The sequence below is a fragment of the Mesorhizobium sp. USDA 3734 genome (assembly GCF_056279665.1).
Genome location: NZ_JBWCCW010000001.1, coordinates 4,111,979 through 4,138,409, shown reverse-complemented (window position 1 = coordinate 4,138,409; position 26,431 = coordinate 4,111,979). Strand labels below are relative to the sequence as shown.

Sequence of the window (26,431 nt, the reverse complement as noted above, 5' to 3'; positions counted from 1 at the left end):
CATCGAACGACAGCGATGCTCGCTATGCCGGCTCGGTCACGGCCGCCCTCTGCAGCTTGGCCAGTTCGGCGTAAGGAATGTGGCATCGGATGGAATGACCGGGCTGAGCCTCGCTGAGTGGCGGCTCCTGCTGTTCGCAGATCGCACCGATCTTGCGCGGGCAGCGCGTGTGGAACACGCAGCCCGACGGCGGGTTGGTGGCGCTGGGGATTTCGCCGTCGAGACGAATGCGCGCCGTCTCGGTCTGGTCGAGCTTGGGCACGGCCGACAGCAGCGCTTCGGTATAAGGGTGATGCGGCCCGGAAAAGACGTCTTCCGACGGTCCGAGCTCCATGATGCGGCCGAGATAGAGCACGGCGATCTTGTCGGAGAGGTAACGCACCACGGCAAGGTCGTGCGAGATGAAGATGTAGCTGACGTCTTCCTTCGACTGCAGGTCGGCGAGCAGGTTGAGGATGGCCGCCTGCACCGAGACGTCGAGCGCCGAGGTCGGCTCGTCGCACACCACGATGCGTGGGTCGCCGGCGAAGGCGCGCGCGATGGCGACGCGCTGCTTCAGGCCGCCGGAGAGCTGGCGTGGCTTGACGGCAAGATGCCGGTCGGTAAGCCGCACCGAGCGGACGAGGTCGTTGAGACGGGCCTCCAGCGCCTTGCCGGAGAGGCCAGCCAGCCGCTTCAACGCGCGGCCGATCAGGTGGCGGATCGAATGCGAGCGGTTGAGTGCGGAGTCCGGATTCTGGAAGACGATCTGCATCGCCTTGATCTGGTCGTCGCTGCGGTTCTCCAGCCTGGGCGCCACGGCCTTGCCCTCGAGCTCGATGGTACCGCCCGCGTCAGGCGGCACCAGGCCGAGCAGCAGCCTGGCGAAGGTCGTCTTGCCGCTGCCGGACTCGCCAACCAGCCCAAGCGTCTCGCCGGGCCTGAGATCAAGCGACACGTCCTTGACGGCGCGCAGTGCATGGCCATGGCTGGCATAGGTCTTGTTCAGCCCGGCGACCCGCAGCACCGGTGCGGCTGTCGTCTTTGGTGCAGGCGCCACATCGCTCGGTGTCGCGCGCGGCAGCGCCTGCGCCTTGTCATGATGGAAGCAGCGCGACAGGCGTTTTCCGCGCTCGTCACTCAGATCGTAGAGCGGCGGCAATTCGCTGCGGCAGCGATCGTCGGCGAGCGCGCAGCGGTCGGCGAAGGCGCAGCCCTTGATGTCAGCTCCAATGCCGGGCAGAAAACCCGGGATGGTGTCGAGGCGGCCCTGATCCTTGCGTTGGCCACCGCGCGGCAGGCAGCGCAGCAAGGCTACGGTATAGGGATGGCGCGGATCGTTGAACACGACATCCGTCGGCCCTTCCTCCACCAGCATGCCGGCATAGAGCACGCCGACCCGGTCGCACATGTTGGAGACGACAGCGAGGTTGTGGCTGATGAACAGGATCGAGGCCGACAGTTCTTGCCGCAGTTGCGCGATCAGGTCGAGCACCTCGGCCTCGACAGTCGCATCGAGGCCGGTCGTCGGCTCGTCGAGGATCAGCATCGAGGGATCGTTGGCCAGCGCCATGGCGATCGCCACGCGTTGCTGCATGCCGCCGGAAAGCTGGTGCGGATAGCGCTGCATGACGCTGACCGGATCGGAGATGCGCACCCGGTTCAACATGGCGATCGCCCGGTCGGTAGCCGCCTGTCCCGAGACGCCGCCGAGTTCAAAAATCTCGGTCAACTGGCGGCCGATGCGGATCGACGGGTTCAGCGCCTTGCCCGGGTCCTGGTAGACCATGGAGACGCTTTCGGCACGGGCGCGTCTGAGTGCTTCGGCATCCAGCTTCATGACGTCCTGGCCATCGAGCGAGATGGCGCCGCCAGTGATCGAGCCGTTGCGCGGCAGATAGCGCACGACGGTGAGCGCCACGGTGGATTTGCCGCAGCCGGATTCGCCGACCAGCCCGTAGGCCTCGCCCTGGCCGATGGTGAGGCTGAGGTTGCGCAGCACCGCGCGGTTGCGCCCAGTGACGCGGTAGGCGACCGACAGATCGGTGAGTTCGAGCGCGTTTTTGGCCTTGGCGGATTTGGTCGCGGAACTAGTCATTGAGCGCTCCGTGAACGCCGTCGGCCACCAGGTTGACGCCGATCACCAGCGAGGCGATGGCGAGCGCATCGAACAGCACCGTCCACCAGAAGCCACCGCCGATCATGCCGTAATTGTTGGAGATCGACAGCCCCCAGTCGGGTGACGGCGGCTGGATGCCAAAACCCATGAAGGAGAGCGTGGCGACGGCAAAGATGGCATAGCCGAGCCGCACGGTGGTTTCGACCAGGATCGGCGGGATGACGTTGGGCAGGATCTCGACGAACATCGTATGCAGCGCACTTTCATGCCTGAGCTGTGCGGCGGCGACATAGTCGAGTTCGCGCTCGGCCAGCACGGCCGAGCGCACGGTGCGCGCGATGATCGGCGCGAAGCTCAGGCCGATGACGACGATGACCGTCGTCTTGGAGGTGCCGAGCGCCACGATTGCCAGCAGCGCGACGATGACCACCGGGATCGCCATGAAGGCTTCGAGGATGCGGCTGACGACATCGTCGACGAGACCACGAAAATAGCCGGTGATGAGGCCGAGCGCCGTGCCGGCCACCGTCGCCAGCAAGGTCGCCAGCGGTGCGACGGTGAGGATGTCGCGCGACCCGACAATGACGCGCGAGAAGACGTCGCGGCCGATCTGGTCGGTACCGAACCAGTGTTCGGCCGAAGGCGGCGCGAGCGCATTGATGATGTCGTCGGCGAGCGGGTCGTAGGGCGCGAAATGTTCACCGAACAGCGCACAGGCAACCCAGAACAGCACGATGGCGAAACCGACAAGGAACGTTCGCGAGCGCAGCAGGGAGAAAAAGACCTCGGCCAGCGGGCCGCGCTTACGCGTGTCGTCTGGTGTCGGGGAGCTGGTTTGGACAGCGCTCATTGGTCTGACCCCAGCCGGATGCGCGGATTGAGCACGGAATAGAGGAAGTCGGCGACAAGGGTGGCCACGGCATAGACGATGCCGATGGTGAGAATGCCGGATTCCAGCATCGGGAAATCCTTGCCGCGCGCCGCGGTGAAGATCAGCGAGCCGATGCCCTGGTAGCGAAACAGCGTTTCGATGACCACGAGGCCGCCGATGAGATAGCCGGTCTGCGTCGCGATGACGGTGATGGTCGGCAACAGCGCGTTGCGCAGCACATGCCGCCAGATCACCGTACGCCACGGCAGGCCCTTCAGCACGGCCGTTCGCGTGTAGTCGGAATCGAGCGCCTCGATCATGCCGGAGCGCGCCATGCGGGCGATGTAGCCGAACAGCACCAGGAACAGCGGCAGCGAAGGCAGGATCAGGTAGTAGAGCTGCGTGAAGAAGCCGGCGTTACGCGGCCATGCGGCCGATATCGGCAGCCAGCGCAGCCACACACCGAAGATCAGGATCAGGATGATGCCGGTGACGAACTCGGGCAGCACGGTCACCGACAGGCCGCCAAGGCTGATGATGCGATCGAGCGGGCGGTTGAGGTTGAGTGCGGCAACGACGCCGCCGAGGATGCCGATCGGCACCACCAGCACGAAGGCGACCGCCGCCAGCTTCATCGAATTGCCGAGCGCATCGATGACGAAGGGCGCGACCGGCGAGCGGAAGATGTAGGACGTGCCCATGTCGCCCTGGACGAAGTTGGAGATCCAGCCCCAGTACTGGGTCAGCAGCGGGCGGTCGACGCCGAGTGTGTGATTGAGCGCATCGACCGCGCGCTGGTCGGCGAACGGCCCCAATATGGCGCGCCCGACATTGCCGGGCAGCACCTGGCCACCCAGGAACACCATGATGCTGAGCAGGAACAGCGTGACGAGCGACAGCGACACACGCCGGACAAGGAAGGAGAGAATGGCTATGACTCCTTGTGGAGCCAGCCCCCATGCGGGAGCTGGCTGTTAGAGGATTGGCTTTCCCTTCTGAGCATGATCCCGAAAAGTGGGTACCGGTTTTCGGAAAAGATCATGCTCCAACAACGAGTTAGCTCAGGCCTTCGATGCCTTGTCGAGGAACAGCTGCGACATCGCGGTCGGCTGCACGCCGGCCACGCCCTTCGCCGTCGCTGTCAGATAGTCGTAGAAATAGCCGAAGATGACAGGCGTTTCCTCGAGCAGCAGCTTCTGGATCTTGCCGGCGTCGGCCTTCTGCGCCTCGAGGTCGAGGGCGGCGATGTAGCTGGTCGCCAGCGCGTCGTAGTCCTTGTTCTTGAAGTGTGCCGCGTTCCAGGTGCCTTCGCTCTTCAGCGGTGCCGCGAGATAGACGTTCGGCACGCCGCGGTGGCCGTAATCGGTGATGCCCATCACCGAATCCAGCCAGTTCGATTTGCCGAACACCGCGTCGCCGTAATAGCCGCCCTGGTCGAGGATGTTGAGGTCGAGCTCGACGCCGATCTCCTTGACCCAGTTCTGGATGAGCTGGGCGTATTCGGGGATTTCCAGATAGCGCTCGGTGGTCAGCGTTATCTTGAAGCCCTGGCCAAGGCCGGCTGCTTCCATGAGCTGCTTGGCCTGGGCGATGTCCTGCTTGCGTTGCGGCACGCTCGTATCGGTCGAAGGGTAGACGGCGGCGAACGGGCTGTCATTGCCCAGTGCGGAGCGTCCTTTCATCAGGCCGGCGGCCAGCTTGTCGCGATCGAGGCAGAGCGCAATGGCACGACGCACGCGCGCATCCTTCAACGGGCCTTCGTCGCAGCGCATGTGCAGTTGCTGATGGGCCGACGACTTCAGGCTGATGATGTCGATGTTCGGATCGTTGAGCAGTGCGACGCCGGCCAGCACCGGCAGCTGGTTGATGATGTCGACCTGTCCGCCCTGCAGCGCCAGGATCTGCGGCTGCGTGTCGGTGAAGAAGGTGAACTCGGTGCGCTCAGGCAATGCCTTCGGCCCCCAATAGTCCTCATTGCGGACGAAGGATGCACCGACCTTTGCCGTGTATTTCTCTATTCTGAACGGTCCGGTGCCGTCGAAGCTTTTCTCGTAGTCGCCCTTGTAGCTCGCCGGGATGATGACGGCATTGTAGTTGTCGGACGACAGCATGTAGGGGAAGTTGCCGTTCGGCGCGTCGAGGTGGAATTCCACCGTGTAGTCGTCGACTTTCTTTGAAGCGCCCTTCTGCAGGATGCCGGTGAACACCGACAGCGCGTTGGACGAGTTTGCCGGATCGGCAAGGCGGTCGATGCTGGCCACGACGTCGTCGGCCTTCATCTCGCCGCCGCTGTGGAATTTTACGCCCTTGCGCAGCTTGAAAGTCCACACCGTGCCGGTGTCGTTCGGCTTCCAGCTTTCGGCAAGTGCCGGCTGCAGCACCAGATCGGGGCCGTCGACGCACAGGAACTCGGCAACCTGCTGCATGACCAGCAGACCGCCTGCGTCAGCGATGGTGACCGGGTCGATCGTCGCTGCCGGCACGCTGCTGGCGACACGGATGGTGGCGCCGGGTGCGCCCTGGGCGCGCGCCAGCGACGGCATGCCGCCGAGGCCGGCTGCCATGCCGATCCGGCCCAGCAGCGGCAGTGACAGGCCAAGCAGGCTGCCGTGGCGCACGAAGTCGCGGCGGCTGACACGACCGTCGACAAGGCCGTCGATCAGGTGATTTTCAAGCGGCGTGCGATTGCGCCGGATCAGGTCGAGAATGCTGTAGTTCTTGCTCATGGGTTTTTACCCTTTCCCCTATTTCTTATGGTTGACGAAATTTCGTGGATTGCTCCATTTTCCGGCCGCCAGAGAGGTCTGTCGACCGGAACTTTAGCATGCGGTTTTGTCCGGTCCATCCAGTCGTGGCGTGGACGCGCCGGATCGTTGGCTGCACTGCTTCTATCGTCCTGTCCGACCTTCCCGACTGAAGTCGTGGCGGCTGGCTTCTCGTTTCTTGGCCACTTGTCTTGGCCGCTTGCCGTCATCTAGTTCAGCGGCAAACGGCGATAGGTTCCGGGCTTTGCCGGGTCATGATACTTGTTGCACGGTCCTTTCTCGGTAAAGTCTCTGTGACAGGCGGCGAGGTTCTCCCGCGACAAGGTGACGCCAAGGCCGGGACCTTCCGGCACGCGAACGAAATTGTTCTTTGGGGAGAATGGTCCTTCCTCGGTGACATCCATCGGCAGCATGCGAAACAGCGACTGGTTCGGCTCCCTGATCCAGCCGAGTGCCGCGCACAGATGCAGATAGGCAGCACTGCCAATGCCGCTGTCGCCGCTGTAGCACCAGAAATCGATGCCGGCGTGCTCGCAGGCGCCGACGAAACGCAGCAGCCGGCCGATGCCGCCATGCGTCGTCGGGTTGCCGACGAAAGCGTCCGGCACCTTGGTTTCCATGGCGCGCGCAATGTCGATGTTGTGGGTCGAGAATGGGATCGAGCAATGGCGCCGCAATTCGCGCATCTCCTCGATGGTCGCCACCGGATCCTCCCAGTTGCGCACGCCGAGATCCTCCAGCGGCCGCGCCAGCCGCCGCGCGGTGCTGAGTGAATAGGCCTGGTTGGAATCGATGCGGATCATGGCATCGTCGCCGAGTTTGCGGCGGATCAGCTCGACCATCCTGAGCGAGATTTTCGGGTCTTCGGTCGAGAATTTGCCTTCGAAGAAGGTCGTTCCGTGCGTCTCATGCAGTTCGACGCAATAATCGGCGACTTCTTCCGGCGTCGTCTCGCCCTTCACATCCGGTCCATCGCCACGCAACGAAAAATAGTCGGTGAAGGGGATGTCCTTGCGCGCGGCCCCGCCGAGCAGCTGATAGAGCGGCTGGTTCCACGCCTTGCCGCGCAGATCCCACAACGCCATCTCGATGGCGCCGAAAGCCATGATGCGGGTGCGGTCGTTGATCGACTGCACGCCGGTCCAGTAGGGCAGGCAGACGTTCTCGGCGCCGGCGATGTCGAAGGCATCGCGGCCGGCCAGCCTTGGCGCCAGGACATCATTGATGATCGCGGCCGCCGCCGGCGTCGGCGCTTCGCCAAGGCCGATCAAGCCGTCCTCGGTCTCGACCTCGACGATGGTCGGCGAAAAACCGTCGAGTTCGCCGAACACCCAGGCGTAAGGCGCCTCGAGGCGCAGATTGATCGGCGTGGCTTTGATGCTGCGGATTTTCATCTCAGCGGCCGATCTCGAAGAAAGGTTTGCCCAGCAGTTCAGGAACGACATCGATGCCGAGGCCCGGCCCGTCGGGAATGCCCATGCGGCTGCCGGTGACCGGTGGCATGTTCGACGCCGTGCGCACCGTCACCCATTCATGGAAGGCGATGGCGTGCAGCCGGCGCTCTTCCGGTGTCGACAGCGACAGATGCGCCATCGCCGCCGTGTCGATCTCGGCGCCGCCGGTGTCCTCGACCGTGATCATGAAGCCCAAATCGACGGCAACATCGCGGATCTGCCGGGTCTTGGTCACGCCGCCCAGCCGCGAGATTTTTAGCGTCAGCCCGTCGGCCGCGCCCCGGCGATGGATTTCCAGCATTTCCTCGAGCGAGGTGACGGATTCGTCGAGCACCATCGGCTTGTCGAGCATGCGGCGCACCGACATGTTCTCGTCGATCGTCGTGCAGGGCTGCTCGAACGTGTAGTCGATGGCGCGTGTGGCGTCGGCGAACTGGCGCGCTTGGTAGGGTGTCCAGCCGGCATTGGCATCACAGAAGATGACAGTGCCTTTAGGCACCGAGGCGGCGACCGCGGTGACGCGTTCGATGTCGTCATGGACATTGCCGCCGACCTTGACCTGCAGCCGGTGAAAGCCGTCCTTGACGATGCGCTTGGCCAGCGCGGCCATGGCGTCGACGCTGCCATGGGTGACGACCTTGTAGAGCTCGGCGGTGTCGCTTTCCTTGCCGCCCAGCAGCGTGACCAGCGGCACGTCGGCGGCTCGTGCCGCGAGATCCCAGCAGGCCATGTCGAGCGCCGACTTGATGTAGGGATGACCCTTGAACACCGTGTCCATCAGCCGGCCGATGCTGGCCAGCCCGCGCGGATCGTGGCCGATGAGGTGCGGTGCTATTTCCGGCACGCCGGCGCGGGTGCCGGACGGGAAGGCGGCCGAGTAAAAGTTGCCGAGCGGCGCCATTTCGCCCCACCCGGTGAGGCCGCTGTCGGAGGTGATCGACACGATGACTGCGTCGAAGGCTTCGGCCTCGCGCCCCTTCGACATGCGATAGGGCCCGTCCACGAAGGGCTGCACGACATGGTAGGCTTTGATGGTCTCGATCTGCACGGTCTGTCCATTGTCTGCGGTGGTGAGGAACGGGTCAGACGCCTTTCGACGGGCGCTGTTCGAGGCCGCGCGCGTATGAAAGCAGCTGTTCGAAGTCGAGGTGGATATGCTCTCGGGCATGTCGTTGGGCGGCGCGCATGTCCTTGCCCTTCAGCAGCCGCACATAGGTCTCGTGCACGTCTTCGGCCGGCACCGGTTCGTTGCGCGCATGCTGGTGTAGCGCGAAATACATCTGCAACCGGCTGGTCAACCGCTGCCAGGTCTCCAGCAGCACCGAATTGTCGGCCCATTCATAGATCAGGCCGTGCAGCTGCAGCGCCGTTTCGATCTGGCGGGTGGTGTCGAGGTTGCGGGTCGCCTGCTTCACCGCTTCGTGGCGCCGGTCAAGTTCATCGAAGAAACGCTGGTCGCGCTGTGGCCAAGTCCGTTCGATGGCGAACTCGTCCAGCACCTGGTTGAGCGAATAGGCATCGTCGATGTCCTTGGCGGTGACATCGATGACGAAGGTGCCGGCATAGGGAATGCTGGTCAGGATGCCTTCCTGGACCAGCTCGCGCATCGCCTCGCGCAGCGGCGCGCGGCTGACCCGCATCTGCTCGGAAATCCGCAGCTCGTTGAGCTTCTGTCCTGGTTGCAACTGGCCAGTCAGGATCGCGCGCCGCAGCAGCGCGACGATCTCGGCGCGGCGCGTCGTGTCCGCGATCGGACTGAAATCCGCATTCCCCATTCGGCCACTCCCAAGGAAACCGAAAGTAAGACAAGCAGATTGTCGACAATCTAACAAGAGGTCAATTTCGGATTCTTGGGGCCGGTCGGGGACCGCTGGCATGGCTGTCTCTTCAGCCTCAGGCCGCGCGGCCGTAGAAGCCGACGCGCTCCTCGGCGCTGAACATCACGCCGGGCTTCTCATAGTAGGAAAACACCGCGATCATGCGCTCGCGCTCGCCTTCGACGGTGGTGACGCGATGCGCGGTGTTCTTGCCGCGGAAGACATTCAGCGTGCCGGGCTTCATACGCAGGATCTTTGCATCGGGGTCACGCCCTTCAAGCAATCTGGCGACGCCGTCATAGTTGGGATTGTCGTCAGACCGCAGATCGGTGCGGTATTCGAGGTCGCCGCCGCGCTCCGCTGCCTGCAACAACAGCGTCGTCGTGAATTCCGAACGGTCGAAATGCCAGTTCAGCGCTTCGCCGGCGCGATAGGCCATGACGTTGGTGCGGGCCAGCGGATCCTGCATGACATGCAGCCTGGTCTTGCCCATCGTTGCGGCCAGGAAGCGCAGCAGCGGCTCGTATTCGTAGATGGCGAGCACGACGCTGTCCGGAATCTGGTCGGCACAGACGGTATGGCTGATTGTCTCGACCTTGCGCAGCGCCGGATGGTCAGGCCCTAGCTCGGGAATGTCCGGCTTGAAGTAGATGTTGTGCATGCGCTTGTGTACATGCGAGCGCGCGACCATGACCGGCTGGATTTCGCGCACGGCTTTTTCGGCCACGCCGGGACGCAAAAACCCTTCCAGATTGAACATGCCGTCGGCTTCGAGCGCGGCGACGGATTGTTCGACAAGGCGCTGCCATTCGGCGCTGCCTTCGCGGTCGAGCGGATAGCGGTCGAGATCGAGGATGTCTTTCATTATCATGGGCTCCGAGGTTTCGAGCCTATGAGACGGCAAAAAAATCTTTCTCTCAACGCGGAAAATAATAAGGATTGAGCAAGAAAAACTTATGGAGCCTGGTGTGGAACGGTTGCCACCGCTGAATGCGATCAAGGCTTTTGAAGTCGCCGCCCGTGCCGGTAGCTTCACTTTGGCCGCCTCGGAACTTGGCGTATCCTCTGCGGCGGTCAGCCAGCAGATACGCAATCTCGAAACCTGGTTCGGCAAGCAATTGTTCGTGCGCAGCGGCAACCGCATCGCGCTCACAGACGCCGGCCACGCCATCTATCCGCAGACCGCGAAGGCTTTGGGCGACATCGCCGCCATAGGCCAGCGCATGCTGGAGGGAGGAGTGCGGACGCGTCTGGTCGTCAGCGTGCCATTCTCGCTGGCCGAACTGTGGCTGGCGCCGAGGCTGGCCGCACTTCTCGATGCCTTTCCGCAGATGGCGATCGACGTCCGCGTCGAGGACGATCCGGTCGATCTGATGCGCCAGAACATCGACCTGCGCATCAGCTATGGCGACTATCACTATCCCGGATTGAAACTCGTTCGTCTCGTCCATGACGACGTGCTGCCGGTCTGCGCGCCGGAATTCTGGCACCGGCACGGCAATGGCGATCCCGGTCTGGCCGATCTGCATGAGAGCCAGTTTATCCACACCAATTGGGGCCCGAACTATGCATCGCACCCGACCTGGGCGGACTGGTTCGCGGCCTCCGGCGGCAGTCGCTCGCCCGACCCGTCGCACGGGCGGCGTGTCGGCCTGTCCAGCCTGGCGATTGCCTCGGCGAGGCTGGGTCTGGGCATCGCTCTTGGCCAGCGGGTCATGGCGCGCGCCGATCTGGAGGCGGGCCGCTTGATCGCGCTCTCCTCCGTCTCGGTTCGCTTGGGCCATCCCTATTGCGCGTTCATGCCGCCGGCCAAGGCCGACCGCGCCGATGTTGCCGGTCTGGTGGAGCTGCTCAGTCGAGCGGCGCCCGCGACCTGTGGGAAGGTCGGGGCGCCGCGCTGAAGCCGGGTCCTGACGGGGGTGTTCAGGTGGCCGGCTTTTCCGGTATCGGCGATACAGGCGCTCCGGGGCCGATCTTCTGCAGATTGCCCGTGATCACTTGGTCGCCTTCGGCGACGCCGCTGAGGATGGCGATCTGATCGCCGCTCGTCGGTCCGAGCGAAACCAGCCGCTGGTCGACCGTGTTGCCCTTGCCGACGACAAAGAGGTATTTGCCGAGCTGGCTCGAGCCCAGCGCCGTCTGCGGCACCATCAGCGCGTCAGCCTGCTCTCTCACATGCAGCCGGACACGAACATATTGGCCGGGCAGCAGCGTGAACTTGCCGTTGCCGATCGTGGCGCGCGCGGTGATCGTGCCAGTCGAGCGGTCGACCGAATTGTCGATGAAGGTGAGTTCGCCCTTCTGGCTGGCCTCGGTCTGGCCAGGAAGCAGAACTTCGACCTCGATCGGGCCGTTCGCACGGGCTTGCTCGATCTCGGCCAGATCCGTCTCGCTCGGATTGAAGGTGACGTAGATCGGATCGAGCTGCACCAGCGTGTTGAGCACCGTGCCGGCGACGCTGACCAGTGTTCCGACCGAGGCCTGGTTGCGGCCCAGGCGTCCACCAAACGGGGCACGGATTTCGGCATAGCTCAAATTGAGCTCGGCCGTTCTAACGGCGGCCTGGTTGACCGCCAGTGACGCCTGCGCTTCGCGCAAGGTGCTGGTGCGCTGGTCGAAGCCGTCCTTGGCGAGGTAGCCGCTCTTGGCAAGCTCGGTGCCGCGGCCGAGATTGGAACGGGCATAGTCGAGCGTTGCCGTGTCGCGCTGCACCTGGGCTTTCGCCTGGTCGAGAGCCGCCTGGAAGTCGTCAGGGGAGATCTTGTAGAGGAGGTCGCCCTGCCGGACATCGACACCGTCAGCAGCGCTCTGCTCCTGCAGATAGCCGGGAATCCTGGCCTGCAAGGTGATGTTGCGGATCGGCTCTGTCCGCGCGGCGTAGTCGAGGTAGATCGGGATCGTCTTCCTGACGACGCTGACCACCGGCACCGGCATGACGAATGCCGCCGGGGCGGGTGCTGCACCAGCCGTGCCGGCATTGAGGCTGAGATTGCCCATGTCGAGCAGGTGGACGCTGGCCACCGAGATCGCACCCAGCGCGACAGCCGTCCCCAACGCGATTTTCCATTTACGCATGATCAGTCTCCAATCTTATTCGGCTGCTTCCGCCAGGGGCGGCAAAGCGTGCTCAGTCGTTGGTTCATTGTCTTGAGAGGCCGGCTCGTCGCGGCCGCGGCGTTCGCGCAGCTGTTCGATGACCGCGTAGAAGACCGGCACGAAGACCAGCGACAGGATGGTCGCCGCGACCATGCCGCCGAACACGGTGGTGCCGATCGATTGACGGCTCGCCGCACCGGCGCCGGTCGCAAACATCAGCGGCAGCACGCCGAGGATGAAGGCGAAGGCCGTCATCAGGATCGGCCGTAGCCTGAGCCGTGCCGCTTCCATCGCCGCGTCGACGATGCTGAGGCCTTCCTCGCGCCGTCGCCGGGCGAACTCGACGATCAGGATCGCGTTCTTCGCCGCCAGGCCGATCAGCATGACGAAGCCAATCTGCGAGTAGACGTCGATCTGCATGCCGCGCAGCAACAAGGCCGCGAAGGCGCCGAACAAGGCCAGTGGCACCGCCAGCAGCACCATGAACGGCATCGCCCAGCTTTCATACTGCATCGCCAGGATCAGGAAGACGAAGACGATGGCGAGGCCGAAGACGACGGACGCGATCGAGCCTGCCTTGAGCTCCTGGAAGGTGATGCCGGTCCATTCAAAACCGAAATCCCTAGGTAGCGCCGTGGCAGCGGCTCGTTCCATCGCGGCAACCGCCTGGCCCGAGGAGAAGCCGGGTGCGGCGCCGCCATTGATCGAGGCCGAGGCGTTGTTGTTGTAGTGCGGCACGGTCTCAGGCCCGACGAAGGGCACGAGCTTGCCCAGCGTCGAGAGCGGCACCATGCCGCCGGAAGCGTTGCGCACATAGAGCCGCGAAATGTCGGCGGCACCCGCACGTGCATCCTTGTCGGCCTGGATGGTCACCCGGAAGGTGCGGCCAAACAGGTTGAAGTCGTTGACGTAGAGCGAGCCGAGATAGATCTGCAGCGTGCTGAACACGTCAGGCAGGTTGAGGCCAAGCAGTTTCGCCTTGCTGCGGTCGAGATCGTAGTTGAACTGCGGCGTCGAGGTCGAGAACGGCGAGAACAGCTGCTGCGGATTGATCTCCGGCTGTTTGCGCGCCTCGGCGATCACGGCTTGCGTCGCATCGTTGAGGGCTGAACTGCCGCGACCGGTGAGATCCTCGACGACGAATTCGAAGCCGCCCGTGGTGCCGATACCAGGGATCGACGGCGGATCGAAGCTCAGCGCAAAGGCTTCCGGGATCTGCATCAGCTTGCCGCGCACGTCGGCGACTAGCTTGGAGGCGCTCTGGTCGGGACCGCGTTCCTCCCATGGCTTCAGGATGGCGAATTCGACCGCCGAATTCGACTGCGCGGCACTGGTCAGGAAGTTCAGGCCGCTGATCGAGCCGACGATGTCGACGCCGGGCGTCGCCTGCAGGATGTCGCGCGCCTTTTGCGCCACCGCGTCGGTGCGTTCCAGCGACGCGCCGTCGGGCAACTGGATGACGACGAAGAAATAGCCCTGGTCCTCGACCGGAAGGAAGGTCGAGGGCAGGCGCTGCCAGACGAAGTAGGTGGCGACCAGTCCGGCCGCGAACAGGCCAAGCATGATCCAGCGCAAGCGGATGAGAATGCGCACGCCATTGGCATAGGCATGCGACAGCTTGTCGAAGCCGGTGTTGAACCAGCGGAACGGGGCGAACTGCGTCTCACCGCGATGCCGCAGGAAGGCGGCGCTGAGCGCGGGGCTCAGCGTCAATGAGTTGAAGGCGGAGATGCCGACGGAGATCGCCACCGTCAGCGCGAACTGGTTGTAGAGCTTGCCGGAGACGCCGGGAATGAAAGCGACCGGCACGAACACCGCCATCAGCACGGCGGTGGTGGCGATGATCGGACCGGTGACCTCGCCCATCGCGGCCTTGGTCGCCGCAAGCGGCTTGAGTCCGGCCTCCAGCTGTCGTTCGACATTCTCGACCACGACGATGGCGTCGTCGACCACCAGGCCGATGGCCAGCACCATGCCGAGCAGGGAGAGCATGTTGAGCGAGAAGCCGAGCATCTCCATGACCACCAGCGTCGCCACCAGCGACACCGGAATGGCGATGGTCGGGATGATCGTAGTGCGCCAGCTCTGCAGGAAGATGAACACCACGGCGACGACCAGCACCAGCGCTTCGCCGAGTGTGATCAGCACGTCATGCATCGACGCCGACACGAAGCGGGTGGTGTCATAGTGCATCGCATAGGCGACGCCCTTCGGGAAACGGCCCGAAAGCTCCTGCATCTTGTCCTTGACGCGCTGCTGCAGATCGAGCGCGTTGGAGCCGGGCATCTGGTAGACGGCAAGCACCACGGTCGGGTCCTTGCCGAAGAAGGCCGACGATGAATATTGCAGCGCGCCGAGCTCGATGCGGGCAACGTCGCGTAGCCTGACCAGCGAGCCGGTGTCCGTGTTGGCGCGCACGACGATGTCGCCGAATTCCTTGGGATCACTCAACCGGCCGACAGCGTTGACCTGCATTTCGAAGGCGGTGCCGGCCGGTGCCGGCGACTGGCCGATCTTGCCGGCCGCCACCTGGACGTTCTGCTCGGCGATGGCGTTTTGCACGTCGACCGCGGTGATGCCGAGATTGGCGAGCTTGTCGGGATCGAGCCAGACGCGCATCGAATAGCGCCGTTCGCCGAAGATCTGCACGTCGCCGACGCCGGGCAAGCGCTTCAGCGGATCGACCACCTGCAGATAGGCAAGGTTGCTCAGCGCCACCGGATCGACCGAACTGTCGGGCGAAGTCAGGTTGACGATGAGGACGAAATTCGGGTTCTGCTTCTTGATCGTCACGCCGCCCTGGTTGACGATCGCCGGCAGCGACGAGGCGGCCTGCGAGACGCGGTTCTGGACGTCGACGGCAGCGGTGCTCAGCGAATAACCGACATCGAAGGTGATGGTGATGGTCGAGGAGCCGTCATTGGAGCTCGTCGACGACATGTAGGTCATGCCCTGCACGCCGTTGATCTGCTGCTCCAGCGGTGTCGTCACCGTGTCGGCCACCACTTGCGCGCTGGCACCCGGATAATGGGCGCTGACCACGACCTGCGGCGGTGTGATGTCGGGAAACTGCGAGACGGGCAGCAGGAAATAACAAATCGTCCCGGCGAGCACCATGATGATGGCGATCGCCGAGGCGAAGATCGGACGGTGGATGAAGAAGTTTACCACGAGACGCAAGCCTCCCCGGCTGCTCTTGCCCGCCCGAAGGCGCTGGCAACCCTGGACAACTGGCCGTGCCCGTCACGGGGGGCTTCCCGTGACCGCAGCAACGGCACCTCGCCACGCTGCTCATCGGCAAGCGAGCGAAGCATCTTCTCGAAAGCGCGGGGGTCGACCCCATCTGCTTTCATGACCAGCCGGATCATCGGATCCCGGACGGCCTCATCTATGGTAAGATCGCGGCGCTGTGGCATTGGCCGGCTCCTTGTCTGTCGATTCGCAGCCCATGCTCGCGAACCGTTTTTCATCTCTTCACCGGCCGGAGCCGCATGAATTGCAGTTTTTCGCTCATTCCGATCTGGCAGGACCAGTTCACGGCCTTGTTATTGACGGAAGGCGATATAGGTGTTACCAGTAAGTAACATTTGCATAGTTACAGACCGGTAACACCCTAGTCAAGAGGTGGCCGTGGTTTTTAGGAAACGAAAGGAGATCATGATGACAGACGGCGTCGTGGAGCGCTCGCGTCCCCGGGATCGAATCCTGGAGACGGCGCGTGACATGTTCCACAAGCATGGCATCAAGGGCGTCGGCGTCGACGCCATCACCGAAGCTGCCGGCACGAACAAGATGACGCTGTATCGTCACTTCGAATCCAAGGACGAGCTGGTCATCGAATGCCTGCGCGCCAATGCGGCCAAGGCCGGCGCCATGTGGGATGCATTCGAGGCCGAATTTCCTGGTGACAAGCTTGCACAGCTGCACGCCTGGGTTCGCAAGGCGGCTGCCATGCTCAATGCTGACGGCCGTGGCTGTGACATGGCCAATGCCGCCGCTGAGCTGACCGAGCCCGACCATCCGGCCAGGCTGGTGATCAAGGAGCTCAAGGAAGTCCAGCGCCAGCGCCTTGTGACGCTATGTCGAGATGCCGGCATTGGTCAGGCCGAGCTGCTCGCCGATACGTTGTCGCTGTTGTTCGAGGGCGCGCGTGTCAGTGTGCAGACCGTGGGTGCCGAAGGTCCGAGCACGCAGTTCGTGCGCATGGCCGAAGGGCTGATCGTTTCCTTCCGGGGCACCGCTGCTGGTTGAAATCCGCCACGACTGTTGGCGGCTTACCGATCTGTGACCGAGGTGATGCCTAGCGCTCGCCCGCGCAGGCGGCACTGAAATTTCCGATGGCTGAACGAAAAAAGCCCGCTGCCGGGAGGAGGTGGCAGCGGGCTCGATTTCGAATGTGGCGCGGGAGGAGGTGCACCCCATTCAGCGTCGGCATCGCATCTGGGAGGAGTAGATGGCCGACAACCAGAAATTACGAATTGCCCAATGATTCGGCAACAATGAATTGTGCATAGCTGCTGTGCAGATTTGCCGTATCAATTATCCTACAAATCCGGAAACAGGCTTTGCCAGGCCACCCCGCCTTACTGCACCGGGACGTTTTCCCTGAAGATCAAGCGCGGCTCGATGAACTTTCGCGTCAGATAGGGCGCCGAGGAGGCAATCGAGCCGAGCAGGCGAATGACCGACTGTTCCGCGATCAGCCGGGCATTCTGGTCGATCACGACATCGAGCAGGTCGTCGACGAGATGGCCCCGCGTGTCCTTGGTCAAGTCGTGGCAGATGAACACCGGCTTGCGGTTCGGCCTGGCTTCCCGGATCGCCCTTGCAACGCCCGAGTGTCCGGCTCCGACGCAATAGATGCCGAGCAGCTCCGGCTCGTTGTGCAGCGCCTTCATGGTCTCGGCATAGCTGACGTCAGGCTCGTCGTTGATCTCGACGGCGCTGCTGATCGTCAGATTGGGGAACTCCTCGTTGAGCACCGAGCGGAAACCCATTTCGCGTTCCTCGTGGCCGCGATAGGAGCGCGAGCCGACGACCATCGCCAGATGGCCGGTGCGGCCGCCAAGGAAGCGTCCCATCAACAGCGCCGCCGTTCGTCCCGCCACCCGGTTGTCGATGCCGACATAGGCCGATCGCGGCGCCGCCGGAACATCGGACACCAGCGTCACCAGGCGCATGCCGGCGTCGACGATATCGCGCAGGATGTTGCGCGTGCGCGGATGATCGACGGCGATGACACCGACGCCATTGGCCCTGAGCGACAGGTTTTCGACCGCGCTCTGCAGCGCGCTCGGCGAGATTCCGGCGAGGTTGTGGATCCGGCACGAGGCGACGAGCGGCAGGCGCGCGGCGTAGTCCTCGATATGCCCGGCGAGATCGCGCATGAAGGCGTTGCTGCCGATCGGCAGCAGGAATTCAAGATGGGCGGGCCGCGACGGCAGCGTCACCTGATCGGCGACCGGCAGATAGCCGAGCTGCTTGGCTGCCTCCATGACGCGCTGTCGGTTGGCCGCACTCGCACCCGCGCGGTTGTTGAGCACCCTGTCGACCGTTGCGGTCGACAGCCCGCAGCTGCGGGCGATATCCGAGACGGTGGCTTTCATGCCGCAACCCTATGCGCCGATGCGATGCCGCGCCAGACAAGCGATGCGATTTGAGGTGACGGATGATTGCCGCCCATCACCTGTTCTCAGTGCGATGGCTTGCCATCGGCAATGGCATCGCGAATTTCCTTGTCCGACATGCCGGTGATGATCCGTTCGACCTCCGCCACGCTGGTTTTCTTCGGGTCGATATCGTCGGCGACCACCTTGCCCCGCCGCATGACGACGATGCGGTCGACCACCTGGAAGACATGGTGGATGTTGTGGGCGATGAAAATGCAGGAATGGCCGGAATCGCGGGCGTTGCGCACGAAGCTCAGCACGCCCTGTGTCTCGGCGACGCCGAGATTGTTGGTCGGCTCGTCCAGGATGATCAGGTCGCTGTCGAAATGCATGGCGCGCGCGATCGCCACCGCCTGGCGCTCGCCGCCCGACAGCGAGCCGATCGGCGTCGTCGGCGGAATGTTCTTCGAGATGCCGACCTGCTTGAGCAGGTCGCGGGCGACCGTGTTCATGGCATCCTGGTCCATCCGGTTGAGGAAGCGCGGCGGCTTGATCGGCTCGCGCCCGAGGAACAGATTGCGGGCGATCGACAGTTGCGTGACCAGGGCCGAGTCCTGGTAGATCGTCTCGATGCCGTGGGCGATGGCGTCGCTGGTGCTGCGCAGGCTCACCTTCTTGCCGCGGATGAAGATGTCGCCGCTGGTTAGCGGAACAGCCCCCGAAAGCACCTTGATCAGCGTTGACTTGCCGGCGCCATTGTCGCCGAGCAGGCCGACGATCTCCCTCTCATTGACGTGGAAATTGGCATCCTCCAGCGCCTGCACGCGGCCATAGGACTTGCGGATGTTCTGCATGCGGATCAGCGGCTCGGCCATGGTTCAAGTCCCCGCCTGATGCCGGCGTTCCAGCCATGAATGCAGCGCCATCATGCCAAGGATGATCGCGCCGATGAAGATGTTGTAGGCAAGGCCGGGCACGCCGATCAGCACGATGCCGTTGCGCATGACGCGCAGGATCAGGATGCCGAGCACGGTGCCGATGATGGTGCCGCGCCCACCGGTCAGTGCGGTGCCGCCGATCACCACCATGGCGATGACCTCGAGTTCGTAGCCGGTACCGCTGTTGGGGTTGGCGGCGGACGTGCGCAGCGAAGAGATGACGCCGGCAAGCGAGGCCATGACCGACGACAGCACGAACAGGCCGATCTTGACGCCGCTGACATTGACGCCGCGCGCGCGCGCCGCACTGGGGTTGCCGCCGGCCGCCTGGATCCAGTTGCCGGTGCGGCTTTGCGTCAGCACATAGCCAAGCGCGATCGCCGCGGCGATAAACCAGAACAGCGACATGTAGATGCGGAACGGCCCGATGAAGAAGTCGCCGACCAGCGCCTCCGCCAGCCAGCTGCCTTCGGCGCTCCAGGTGCGCTGCGGAAAACCGTCGGTGACGAAAAGCGCGGTGCCGCGCACCACCAGCAGCATGCCTAGCGTCACCAGGAAGGACGGGATCTTGAGCTGCGTGACGAACCAGCCATTGACCAGCCCGATGAGGGCGGCGACCAGCAGTGCTGCGACAAAGCCGACCTCAAGCGAAGTGAGGCCGCTGTTGAACAGCGTCCACATCAGCACCGGCGAGAAACCGAACAGCGAGCCGACCGAGAGGTCGAATTCGCCCGACGTCATCAGCAGCGTCATCGCCAGCGCGATCAGGCCGAGTTCGACTGTGAAGGCCAGTGTGTTGGAGATGTTCTGCGGCGACAGGAAGTCGTGATTGAAGCCCCAGAAAACGGCGATCTCGACCACGAGCAGCACGAAGGGGCCGAATTCAGGCCGCGCGATCAGGCGTTGGATGAGCGAACGATTTTCCACAGGCAATCCGCGACATGAGTGGAAGGCTGAGCCTTGCACATTGGCGTGCGAAGAGCTCGGCGAAAATGGAAGGTCAGTCGCGACCGCCAGGGCGGTCGCGACTGTTGAGCTTGGGATGTTACTTGCCGGACAGGATGTCGTCGTAGACCTGCGCGGTGTCCTTTTCGTAGAGCGCGCCGGTGATCACGTTGAAGCCCGGAGGAATGCCGCTGGCCGCCATGTTGGCCAGCGAAAGCGCGACATAGCTGGTCGCCTGCGGGTCCTGCCACTGGCCGGCATTGACATAGCCGTTCAGCACTTCCTGGGTGGTGTCGAGCGAGTTGCCCCAACCGACGACCGGGATTTCGCCCGCCTTGATGCCGGCCTGGTCGAACACCCGCTTGATCGAGCCGGTGACCAGATCGCCGAGACCGATGATCGCCTTGACCTTGGCCTTGTTGGCGGTGAGGTAGTCGACCATGCGGTTGATGGCTTCGGCCTGGTCGAGCGTCGCTTCGGTGATTTCATAGGTGACGCCGAGCGGCTCGAAGACGCTCTTGATGCCTTCTTCTTCCTGCACGCCGTAGGTGGCGCCTGGAATCTCGACCGGCATCCAGACGAAGTCGCCCTTCTTCACCAGGCCTTTGTCGACCAGATACTGCGCCCAGTGCTTGCCGAAGGTGACATTATCGCCGCCGACATAGGCGTTGAAGTCGGCTTTCGGGTCGGGCGTGTTGAAATTGATGATCGGGATTTTCGCCGCCCGCGCTTCCTTGACGATCTCGATCAGGCTGCCCGGATCGGGGCTCGTGGTGACGATGCCATCGGCCTTGGCGGAGAGCGCGGCGCGAACCGCTTCCTGCTGCGAGGCCACATCGCCATTGTGGAACGAGGTGTTGACGGTGTTGCCGGTGTCCTTGGCCCACTGCTTGGCGCCGGCCAGGAAGTAGGTCCAGACCGGGTCGGCCGGACCGCCATGCGAAATCCAGTAGAACGTCTTGGCCTGTGCCGCTGCTGGTATCACCATCAGCGCCACCAACAGGCCGTATAGAACGAATCTTAGCCGTGTCAGCATTTGATTTCCTCCCGTTTGTAGATGGTCAGTTCCGAATCCGTCCCTTGTGTTCCGGCGACCGCCGGATTGCGTCTTTTGCCAGCGCCGGTTGAATGCGTCAGAGCATTCCCTTTTTCGGCGGATGGCAAGCCTCCATCTGCAGATGTAGTTGTCGTCTGACAGGGCGCCATCAACGCTCCCATCAGATTGCATCAGTTCAGGTGATTTTCCGACTGTCGGATAATTGGTGTCAGGGCTCAGCCGAGCGGATCGTCTTCGCCGTGTCCGGCGCGCCGGTTGCGCCACAGCCTGAACAGCCGGTCGACCGCCAGCGCGAGCACGGTCAGGGCGCCGGTGGCGAGGGTGCTCCATGCGGCATCGACGCCAAGCAAGCTCATTGCGCTCAGGATCACCTGGACAAGCAGGATGCCGATCGCCGCGCCAATGACGCTGCCATGCCCTCCCGAAAGCGATGTGCCGCCGACGATGGCCGCCGCGATTGCCAGCAGCATGAAGCTGCTGCCGTCGCCGGGGGCGATGGCGCCGTTGGCGCCGACATGGATCACGCCGGCGAGCCCCGCCATCGCGCCCATCAGCACGAGCGTCTGCAGTCGCACCTTGGACGTCGGAATGCCGGCATAGGCAGCGGCTTGTCGATTGCTGCCGACGGCCTGCACCCGGTAGCCAAAGCGCGTGCGGTGGAGCACGACGTGCATCGCCAAGGCCAGCACGACGAAAACGATGCAGGCCGCCGGCACCACCGCGAAGGCCTTGCCCGACAGCGTCGTGAAGAAGCCGCTGTCAACGGCCGGCGGTGCTATCGTCTGTCCCTTGCCGGCCACCAGCGAGAGGCCCTGGATCATCCACCAGGTGCCGAGCGTCACCACCATGGCCGGCAGGCGCAGCGTGATCGCCAGCAGCCCATTGATGAGGCCGAGGCCTGCGCCGAGCACGATCCCGGCCAGGGCGGCAAGCCAGGGGTCGATGCCGGCAACCATCAAAAGGGCTGCGGCAGCCGCCGCGAGATGGAACACCGCGCCGGCCGAAAGGTCGATGTCGCGCATGGTGAGCACGAACACCATGCCGATCGCCAACAGTCCGGGCAGGGCGGCTTGCCCCAGCAGCGACGACAGATTGGCCGGATCGAAGAAGGAAGGCTGGAGCCAGCCGAGCAGCCCGACCAGGACGGCGAGCCCGACGGCGGCACCGGTCTCAGCCGGCAGGCGAATGCGACGCCCCGGCCTACGGTTCGCCGATCCGGCCAAGGGCAATGCGATATCGGCTCTGCTCATGCAACGCTCTCCAGCTTGGTCTGTCGGCCTTCACCCTCTGCCTCGCCCGCCGCAATCAGCTGCAGCAGCCTCCCGCCATCCATGTCGGCGCCGGCGATCTCGCCCGCAAGCCGGCCCTGGTGGAAGGCAAGGATGCGATCGCTCAAGCCGGTCAGCTCGGACAATTCCCTCGAATGCAGCAGAACGATGCAGCCGCTGGCCGCCATCTGCCGGATCAACGCATAGATCTCCTGCTTGCTGCCGATATCGACGCCGCGCGCCGGCTCATCGAGCAGCACCACTTGCGGGCCGATTTCCAGCCATTTGGCGATGATCACCTTCTGCTGGCCGCCGGCCGAAAGCGAGCCCGCCGGCGCCTCCGGAGCGGACCTGATGCGCAGCGCCTCGATCTGCCGCGCGGCGCGACCGAGCGCCATCACGGGTGAATACCAGCGCGACCCCCAGTCGCGTGCACCGACGACGACGTTCGCCAGATTGAAGGCAATGGACTTGTGTTGCATCAGCCCGTTGCCGCGCTCACCTGAAATCATGCAGACGTTGCGCCCCGCCGCTTCCGTGCGGGTTTTCGGCAACCCGTCCCCGTCCGGGAAGCGTACTCTGCCCGCGCGCGCCTTTTTCGCTCCGAACAACAGGGCAAGCACCTCCGACACGCCGGAGCCGGCAAGCCCGGCAAGGCCGACGATCTCGCCCGCGCGCGCCGTGAAGCTGACCTCGTTCAGTTTGCCGCCGCCGAGCCCAGAAACCGCGAGCTGCGGCCGCAGCGTGCCGGCAAGCGTCGGCATGGCCCTGAGCGGCAGCGGAAACAGCGACTGGCGCAACTGGCCGATCATCGCTTCCTCCGATGTCGTCAGCTCCTGCCGCGCCTTTGACAGCACGTCACGGCCGTTGCGGATGACCGTCAGCTGGTCGGCGATGGCCAGCGCATCCTCCAGCCGGTTCGAGGCGTAGAGCATGCTCATGCCCTTGGCTTTCAGGCCTCGCAGCACGGCGAACAGCCGATCTGTCTGACGCCGGTCGAGCGCCGAATGAGGATCGTCGAGGATGAGCAGTCTCGGGTTTTCCAGCAGCGCGCGGGCAATCGCGATGAGTTGTCGCTCACCCGGCCCAAGCTCGCCGAGCGGGGCGTGGACATCAACAGTGAGACCAAGCTGGCGCAGCAGGTCACGGCTGCGCGCCTCCATTTCGCGCCGCGAGATCAGTCCGTTATGCAACGGTTCGCGGTTGACGAACAGATTGGCCAACACCGGGCGCTCCGGAAACAGCCCGGCCTGCTGCAGGACGACGCCGATGCCCAGCTTTCGCGCCGTATTGGGGCTGCTGATCGTCGCCTTCTTGCCGTCAAACTCGATGGTGCCGCTGTCCGGCCGGACGATGCCCGCCAGCACCTTGATCAGCGTCGATTTGCCGGCGCCGCTTTCGCCAACCACCGCGTGGATCGAGCCGCGCTCGACCACAAGGTTCATGTCTTCGAGCACGACCGTGCCGCCAAAGCGCTTGGCAGCATTGCGCACGAACAGTATCGGCGAATCGGACATACGGACGGCCCCCCGACCGCGCCGCGATCTTGGAGCGGATTGCGTCCTTAGTCACCCGGCTTTCGCATAAAATTGTGTTGATGGCGATCCCTTCCAGGCGAGGGCGGATAGGGTTTGTTGAGATTCAGGTCAGGCCGAGTCGAGAATAGTGGGTTCCAAGAACCGGAACGGAGCGTACGTTCGGGTACGCGAGTACCGGAAGCGCAGGAAACTGCTATTCGCAGACCGGCATCACCTGAATATCGGCAAACCCTAGATCAGATCGGCCTTGGCCAGCTCTCGCATCAGATGGCTGGCGCCGTAGGTCCAGGGCGGGCAGTCGGGCGACAGCCGCACCCGGTTGACCAGCGCACCGAATTTTTCCGACGAGATGGTGACGATGTCGCCGACCTTGTGGGTGAAGCCCTTGCCCTTCTCGCCGCGATCCTTGGAAGGCACGAACATGGTGCCGAGATAGAGCGCCAGCCCTTCCGGATACTGGTGGTGCGGCCCCATGGCCGCGGCAACCAGTTCTTCCGGCGAGCGGCTGATCTCGGCCATCGAGCTTGCGCCCTCCAGCGAAAACCCGTCCTCGCCCTCGACCTTCAGGCGCACGACGGCCCGCTTCACATCGTCGATCGAGAATGTGTCGTCGAACAGCCGGATAAAGGGACCGAGGGCGGCCGAGGCATTGTTGTCCTTGGCCTTGCCGAGCAGCAGCGCCGAACGCCCTTCGACGTCGCGCAGATTGACGTCATTGCCGATGGTCGCGCCGACGATCCTGCCGCTTGAGGCGGCGATCATGGCGATCTCGGGCTCCGGATTGTTCCAGGTCGACACCGGGTGCAGGCCGACATCGGCGCCGAAGCCGACCGAGGCCATCGGCTGGCATTTGGTGAAGATCTCGGCATCGGGGCCGATGCCCACTTCCAGATATTGCGACCAGGCGCCGCGCGCGATGAGCTTGGCCTTGATCTCCATCGCTTCGGGCGAACCGGGTTTCAGCTTCGACAGATCGTGGCCGATCAGTCCGGCAATGTCGGCGCGGATGGCGTCGGCTTTTTCAGCCGAACCGCGCGCCTGTTCCTCGATGACCCGTTCCAGCAGGCTGACGACGAAAGTGACGCCCGACGCCTTGACCGCCTGCAGGTCGATCGGGGAGAGCAGATACGGTTTCGCCGGATCGCGCCTGGTCTCAAAACTGTTGGCGGCGATGTCATCGAGCGATCCGATCGGTTTGCCCTTGGCCGAGCGGACATGGCCGGCAGGATCCGGCATCTCGCAGATGTCACGCACAGTCGGTGCCGTACGCGACGTGATGTCAAAAACCGCGCCGTCGCGGACCGTGACCACCAAGGGATGGGAGGCGCTGCTGACGCGACCGACAAAAAGGCCATCACTGGGCAGATGAGTCGGGTTCGTCATGGCGTTAGGTCCTCTGAATGATCTACAAATTGAGCTGGTCGGATCGGCGCGGCACTTTCACCGGATTCCTGTCAAAGGTCTATCCCGTCGCTGGCGATCGGGATTCCAGCTCTTCGATGGTCTCTGCTCGATGGTCTGTGGCCGCAGTCCACAACCGAAAACTGAAACGCTCTTTCAAAATTGTGAAATTATCACTAGAATTTTCATTCGATGCAGCGCATTCAGGTGACCCTTGCCCGGACCATTCTCCGATCCGATCTGGCACAAGCCGCAGGCAGCTTCCAGGTTTCAATCGCTTTTTCCCAGCGGTGAAAAGGCGGATGTCGTCATCGTTGGCGGCGGCATCATGGGTCTGTCGACGGCTTTGCATGCCGCCCGGCTTGGCATGTCGGTGCAGGTGCTGGAGGCCGGCGAGATCGGCCGTGGCGCATCGGGCCTGAATGGCGGGCAGGTCATTCCCGGCCTGAAATATGACCCGGAATGGCTGCTGGAGCATTTTGGTCCGGAACGCGGCGAGGCGCTCGTCAATTTCGCCGCCTCGACCGCCGATGCCGTGTTCGAACTGATCCGCGACGAGAAGCTGGCGGTTCCGTTCGTTCGCAATGGCTGGATCCAGGCGGCGCACACCGAGGCCGCGCTGAAGGCGGCGGCGGCCCGTGACCGGCAATGGCGGGCGCGGGGCGCCGATGTCAGGCTTTTGAGCGCGGCGGAGATCGCAGCCAGGACCGGTGCGCAGGGCTATCTCGGCGGCTGGCTCGACCGCCGCGCTGGTGTCATCGATCCGCTCGCCTACACGTCGGAACTCGCCCGTGTCGCGGCCGCGGCTGGGGTGAGGATAGCCGAGCGCCAAAAAGTCGTGCGGCTCACCAATGCCGCCGGCATTTGGCGAATTTCGACCGAAAACGGCCCGGAATTGCAGGCAAAAGCAGTCGTGCTGGCGACCAACGCCTATACGGATGGTCTGGTCCCTGGTCTCGCCCAGACGATCGTGCCGCTACATTCCTTTCAGATCGCCACAGCGCCGCTGCCGTCCTATCTGTCGGCCACGATCCTGCCGGAAGGGCAGGCGGTGTCGGACTCCCGTCGCATCCTCGTCTACTACCGCAAGAGTGCCGACGGCCGGCTGGTGCTCGGCGGACGGGGCCGCATGGCGTTGCCGACGAGCGCTGGCGACTGGGCGCATCTCGAGCGTGCGCTGGTACGGCTCTATCCCTCGCTGTCCGGTGTCACCATCGAGAAGCGCTGGTTCGGCCGGGTGGCGATGACACCGGACCACCTGCCGCACGTCCACGAGCCGGAGCAGGGCCTGCTGGCCGTGGTCGGTTGCCAGGGTCGCGGTGTCGGCCTGATGACCGCGCTTGGCGAGCGCATCGCCGGCTACCTCCAAGGTGGCGACGCCAGGCAATTGCCTTTCCCGGTCTCGCCAATCCGGCCGATCCCGTTTCACGCCTTCCGCCAGGTCGGCGTCGCCGCGACCATCGCCTGGTATCGCCTGCTCGATGCGCTGGAGCGCTGACCAGGGCGATTCCTGTCAATGGACCCGATTGGGGATTCCGCTTGACAGTTTCATGAATATGAAAAAATCTAAGTAA

The 26,431-nt window shown here is 63.8% G+C and carries 21 protein-coding genes; 3 read left to right on the top strand and 18 right to left on the bottom strand.

From position 1 onward, the window contains the following. Positions 1-22: 22 nt before the first annotated feature. The 8 genes from ACZ89F_RS20295 to ACZ89F_RS20260 all read right to left on the bottom strand — a co-directional run bounded on the left by ACZ89F_RS20295 (position 23) and on the right by ACZ89F_RS20260 (position 9,870). Complete coding sequence (locus tag ACZ89F_RS20295) at positions 23-2,077, bottom strand: dipeptide ABC transporter ATP-binding protein (RefSeq protein ID WP_476093784.1); 2,055 nt, start codon at positions 2,075-2,077, stop codon at positions 23-25. After that, positions 2,070-2,948 (bottom strand): ABC transporter permease, encoded by an 879-nt coding sequence (locus tag ACZ89F_RS20290; protein WP_476093783.1) that lies wholly within the window; start codon positions 2,946-2,948, stop codon positions 2,070-2,072. The genes ACZ89F_RS20295 and ACZ89F_RS20290 overlap by 8 nt, the downstream gene beginning before the upstream one ends. Continuing rightward, positions 2,945-3,898, bottom strand: a complete 954-nt coding sequence (locus ACZ89F_RS20285) for an ABC transporter permease (protein WP_136621544.1) — start codon at positions 3,896-3,898, stop codon at positions 2,945-2,947. The genes ACZ89F_RS20290 and ACZ89F_RS20285 overlap by 4 nt, the downstream gene beginning before the upstream one ends. A 132-nt stretch (positions 3,899-4,030) precedes the next feature. Next, on the bottom strand, positions 4,031-5,695 hold the full coding sequence (locus tag ACZ89F_RS20280; protein WP_476093782.1) for an ABC transporter substrate-binding protein: 1,665 nt from the start codon (positions 5,693-5,695) through the stop codon (positions 4,031-4,033). 248 nt (positions 5,696-5,943) lie between these two features. Next, on the bottom strand, positions 5,944-7,128 hold the full coding sequence (locus ACZ89F_RS20275; protein WP_476093781.1) for a mandelate racemase/muconate lactonizing enzyme family protein: 1,185 nt from the start codon (positions 7,126-7,128) through the stop codon (positions 5,944-5,946). Position 7,129: 1 nt separating this feature from the next. Further along, on the bottom strand, positions 7,130-8,236 hold the full coding sequence (locus tag ACZ89F_RS20270) for a mandelate racemase/muconate lactonizing enzyme family protein (RefSeq protein WP_476093780.1): 1,107 nt from the start codon (positions 8,234-8,236) through the stop codon (positions 7,130-7,132). Positions 8,237-8,270: 34 nt separating this feature from the next. Then, on the bottom strand, positions 8,271-8,963 hold the full coding sequence (locus tag ACZ89F_RS20265; protein ID WP_476093779.1) for a GntR family transcriptional regulator: 693 nt from the start codon (positions 8,961-8,963) through the stop codon (positions 8,271-8,273). A 118-nt stretch (positions 8,964-9,081) separates the two neighbouring features. Then, on the bottom strand, positions 9,082-9,870 hold the full coding sequence (locus ACZ89F_RS20260) for a HalD/BesD family halogenase (protein WP_476093778.1): 789 nt from the start codon (positions 9,868-9,870) through the stop codon (positions 9,082-9,084). 103 nt (positions 9,871-9,973) lie between these two features. Here ACZ89F_RS20260 and ACZ89F_RS20255 point away from each other — a divergent pair, with 103 nt between their 5' ends. Next, positions 9,974-10,906, top strand: a complete 933-nt coding sequence (locus ACZ89F_RS20255; RefSeq protein ID WP_476093777.1) for a LysR substrate-binding domain-containing protein — start codon at positions 9,974-9,976, stop codon at positions 10,904-10,906. 22 nt (positions 10,907-10,928) lie between these two features. Here the strand turns inward: ACZ89F_RS20255 and ACZ89F_RS20250 are convergent, their stop codons facing one another. The 3 genes from ACZ89F_RS20250 to ACZ89F_RS20240 are packed head-to-tail and all read right to left on the bottom strand — an operon-like array spanning position 10,929 to position 15,517. Continuing rightward, on the bottom strand, positions 10,929-12,080 hold the full coding sequence (locus tag ACZ89F_RS20250) for an efflux RND transporter periplasmic adaptor subunit (RefSeq protein WP_476093776.1): 1,152 nt from the start codon (positions 12,078-12,080) through the stop codon (positions 10,929-10,931). A gap of 15 nt (positions 12,081-12,095) precedes the next feature. Next, positions 12,096-15,272, bottom strand: a complete 3,177-nt coding sequence (locus ACZ89F_RS20245) for an efflux RND transporter permease subunit (RefSeq protein WP_476093775.1) — start codon at positions 15,270-15,272, stop codon at positions 12,096-12,098. Continuing rightward, entirely contained in the window at positions 15,266-15,517 is a 252-nt protein-coding gene (locus tag ACZ89F_RS20240; RefSeq protein ID WP_476093774.1) for a hypothetical protein, read from the bottom strand. The genes ACZ89F_RS20245 and ACZ89F_RS20240 overlap by 7 nt, the downstream gene beginning before the upstream one ends. A gap of 244 nt (positions 15,518-15,761) precedes the next feature. Between ACZ89F_RS20240 and ACZ89F_RS20235 the strand changes: the two genes are divergently transcribed. Beyond that, positions 15,762-16,352 carry a TetR/AcrR family transcriptional regulator gene (locus tag ACZ89F_RS20235; protein ID WP_476093773.1) on the top strand — a complete coding sequence of 197 codons (591 nt, stop codon included), beginning with the start codon at positions 15,762-15,764 and terminating at the stop codon, positions 16,350-16,352. 332 nt (positions 16,353-16,684) lie between these two features. Here ACZ89F_RS20235 and ACZ89F_RS20230 read toward each other — a convergent pair whose 3' ends face one another. The 7 genes from ACZ89F_RS20230 to ACZ89F_RS20200 form a co-directional block, all read right to left on the bottom strand. After that, positions 16,685-17,707 carry a LacI family DNA-binding transcriptional regulator gene (locus ACZ89F_RS20230; RefSeq protein WP_476093772.1) on the bottom strand — a complete coding sequence of 341 codons (1,023 nt, stop codon included), beginning with the start codon at positions 17,705-17,707 and terminating at the stop codon, positions 16,685-16,687. An 86-nt stretch (positions 17,708-17,793) separates the two neighbouring features. Further along, a complete protein-coding gene (locus tag ACZ89F_RS20225; RefSeq protein ID WP_183444640.1) occupies positions 17,794-18,585 on the bottom strand; it encodes an ATP-binding cassette domain-containing protein in 792 nt (263 codons plus the stop codon). A 3-nt stretch (positions 18,586-18,588) separates the two neighbouring features. Next, positions 18,589-19,575, bottom strand: coding sequence for an ABC transporter permease (locus ACZ89F_RS20220; RefSeq protein WP_476093771.1), 987 nt, complete (start codon positions 19,573-19,575; stop codon positions 18,589-18,591). Between the two features lie 118 nt (positions 19,576-19,693). Continuing rightward, positions 19,694-20,629, bottom strand: a complete 936-nt coding sequence (locus tag ACZ89F_RS20215) for a substrate-binding domain-containing protein (protein ID WP_476093770.1) — start codon at positions 20,627-20,629, stop codon at positions 19,694-19,696. 236 nt (positions 20,630-20,865) lie between these two features. Beyond that, a complete protein-coding gene (locus ACZ89F_RS20210) occupies positions 20,866-21,900 on the bottom strand; it encodes an ABC transporter permease (protein ID WP_476093769.1) in 1,035 nt (344 codons plus the stop codon). Next, the gene (locus tag ACZ89F_RS20205; RefSeq protein ID WP_476093768.1) at positions 21,897-23,435 is read right to left on the bottom strand and encodes a sugar ABC transporter ATP-binding protein; all 1,539 of its coding nucleotides are present in this window, start codon (positions 23,433-23,435) and stop codon (positions 21,897-21,899) included. Before ACZ89F_RS20205 ends, ACZ89F_RS20210 begins: the two co-directional genes overlap by 4 nt. A 252-nt stretch (positions 23,436-23,687) precedes the next feature. Then, entirely contained in the window at positions 23,688-24,839 is a 1,152-nt protein-coding gene (locus tag ACZ89F_RS20200) for a fumarylacetoacetate hydrolase family protein (RefSeq protein WP_476093767.1), read from the bottom strand. Between the two features lie 232 nt (positions 24,840-25,071). Here ACZ89F_RS20200 and ACZ89F_RS20195 point away from each other — a divergent pair, with 232 nt between their 5' ends. After that, on the top strand, positions 25,072-26,355 hold the full coding sequence (locus tag ACZ89F_RS20195; protein WP_476093766.1) for an NAD(P)/FAD-dependent oxidoreductase: 1,284 nt from the start codon (positions 25,072-25,074) through the stop codon (positions 26,353-26,355). The last annotated feature ends 76 nt before the right edge of the window (positions 26,356-26,431 follow it).

Excerpts from the sequence above, each read along its gene's own strand:
- ACZ89F_RS20200 (WP_476093767.1), bottom strand. The coding sequence starts at position 24,839 with ATGACGAACCCGACTCATCTGCCCAGTGATGGCCTTTTTGTCGGTCGC.
- ACZ89F_RS20265 (WP_476093779.1), bottom strand. The coding sequence starts at position 8,963 with ATGGGGAATGCGGATTTCAGTCCGATCGCGGACACGACGCGCCGCGCC.
- ACZ89F_RS20250 (WP_476093776.1), bottom strand. The coding sequence starts at position 12,080 with ATGCGTAAATGGAAAATCGCGTTGGGGACGGCTGTCGCGCTGGGTGCG.
- ACZ89F_RS20215 (WP_476093770.1), bottom strand. The coding sequence starts at position 20,629 with ATGCTGACACGGCTAAGATTCGTTCTATACGGCCTGTTGGTGGCGCTG.
- ACZ89F_RS20235 (WP_476093773.1), top strand. The coding sequence starts at position 15,762 with ATGACAGACGGCGTCGTGGAGCGCTCGCGTCCCCGGGATCGAATCCTG.
- ACZ89F_RS20260 (WP_476093778.1), bottom strand. The coding sequence starts at position 9,870 with ATGAAAGACATCCTCGATCTCGACCGCTATCCGCTCGACCGCGAAGGC.
- ACZ89F_RS20225 (WP_183444640.1), bottom strand. The coding sequence starts at position 18,585 with ATGGCCGAGCCGCTGATCCGCATGCAGAACATCCGCAAGTCCTATGGC.
- ACZ89F_RS20210 (WP_476093769.1), bottom strand. The coding sequence starts at position 21,900 with ATGAGCAGAGCCGATATCGCATTGCCCTTGGCCGGATCGGCGAACCGT.
- ACZ89F_RS20290 (WP_476093783.1), bottom strand. The coding sequence starts at position 2,948 with ATGAGCGCTGTCCAAACCAGCTCCCCGACACCAGACGACACGCGTAAG.
- ACZ89F_RS20205 (WP_476093768.1), bottom strand. The coding sequence starts at position 23,435 with ATGTCCGATTCGCCGATACTGTTCGTGCGCAATGCTGCCAAGCGCTTT.
- ACZ89F_RS20280 (WP_476093782.1), bottom strand. The coding sequence starts at position 5,695 with ATGAGCAAGAACTACAGCATTCTCGACCTGATCCGGCGCAATCGCACG.
- ACZ89F_RS20275 (WP_476093781.1), bottom strand. The coding sequence starts at position 7,128 with ATGAAAATCCGCAGCATCAAAGCCACGCCGATCAATCTGCGCCTCGAG.
- ACZ89F_RS20295 (WP_476093784.1), bottom strand. The coding sequence starts at position 2,077 with ATGACTAGTTCCGCGACCAAATCCGCCAAGGCCAAAAACGCGCTCGAA.
- ACZ89F_RS20230 (WP_476093772.1), bottom strand. The coding sequence starts at position 17,707 with ATGAAAGCCACCGTCTCGGATATCGCCCGCAGCTGCGGGCTGTCGACC.
- ACZ89F_RS20240 (WP_476093774.1), bottom strand. The coding sequence starts at position 15,517 with ATGCCACAGCGCCGCGATCTTACCATAGATGAGGCCGTCCGGGATCCG.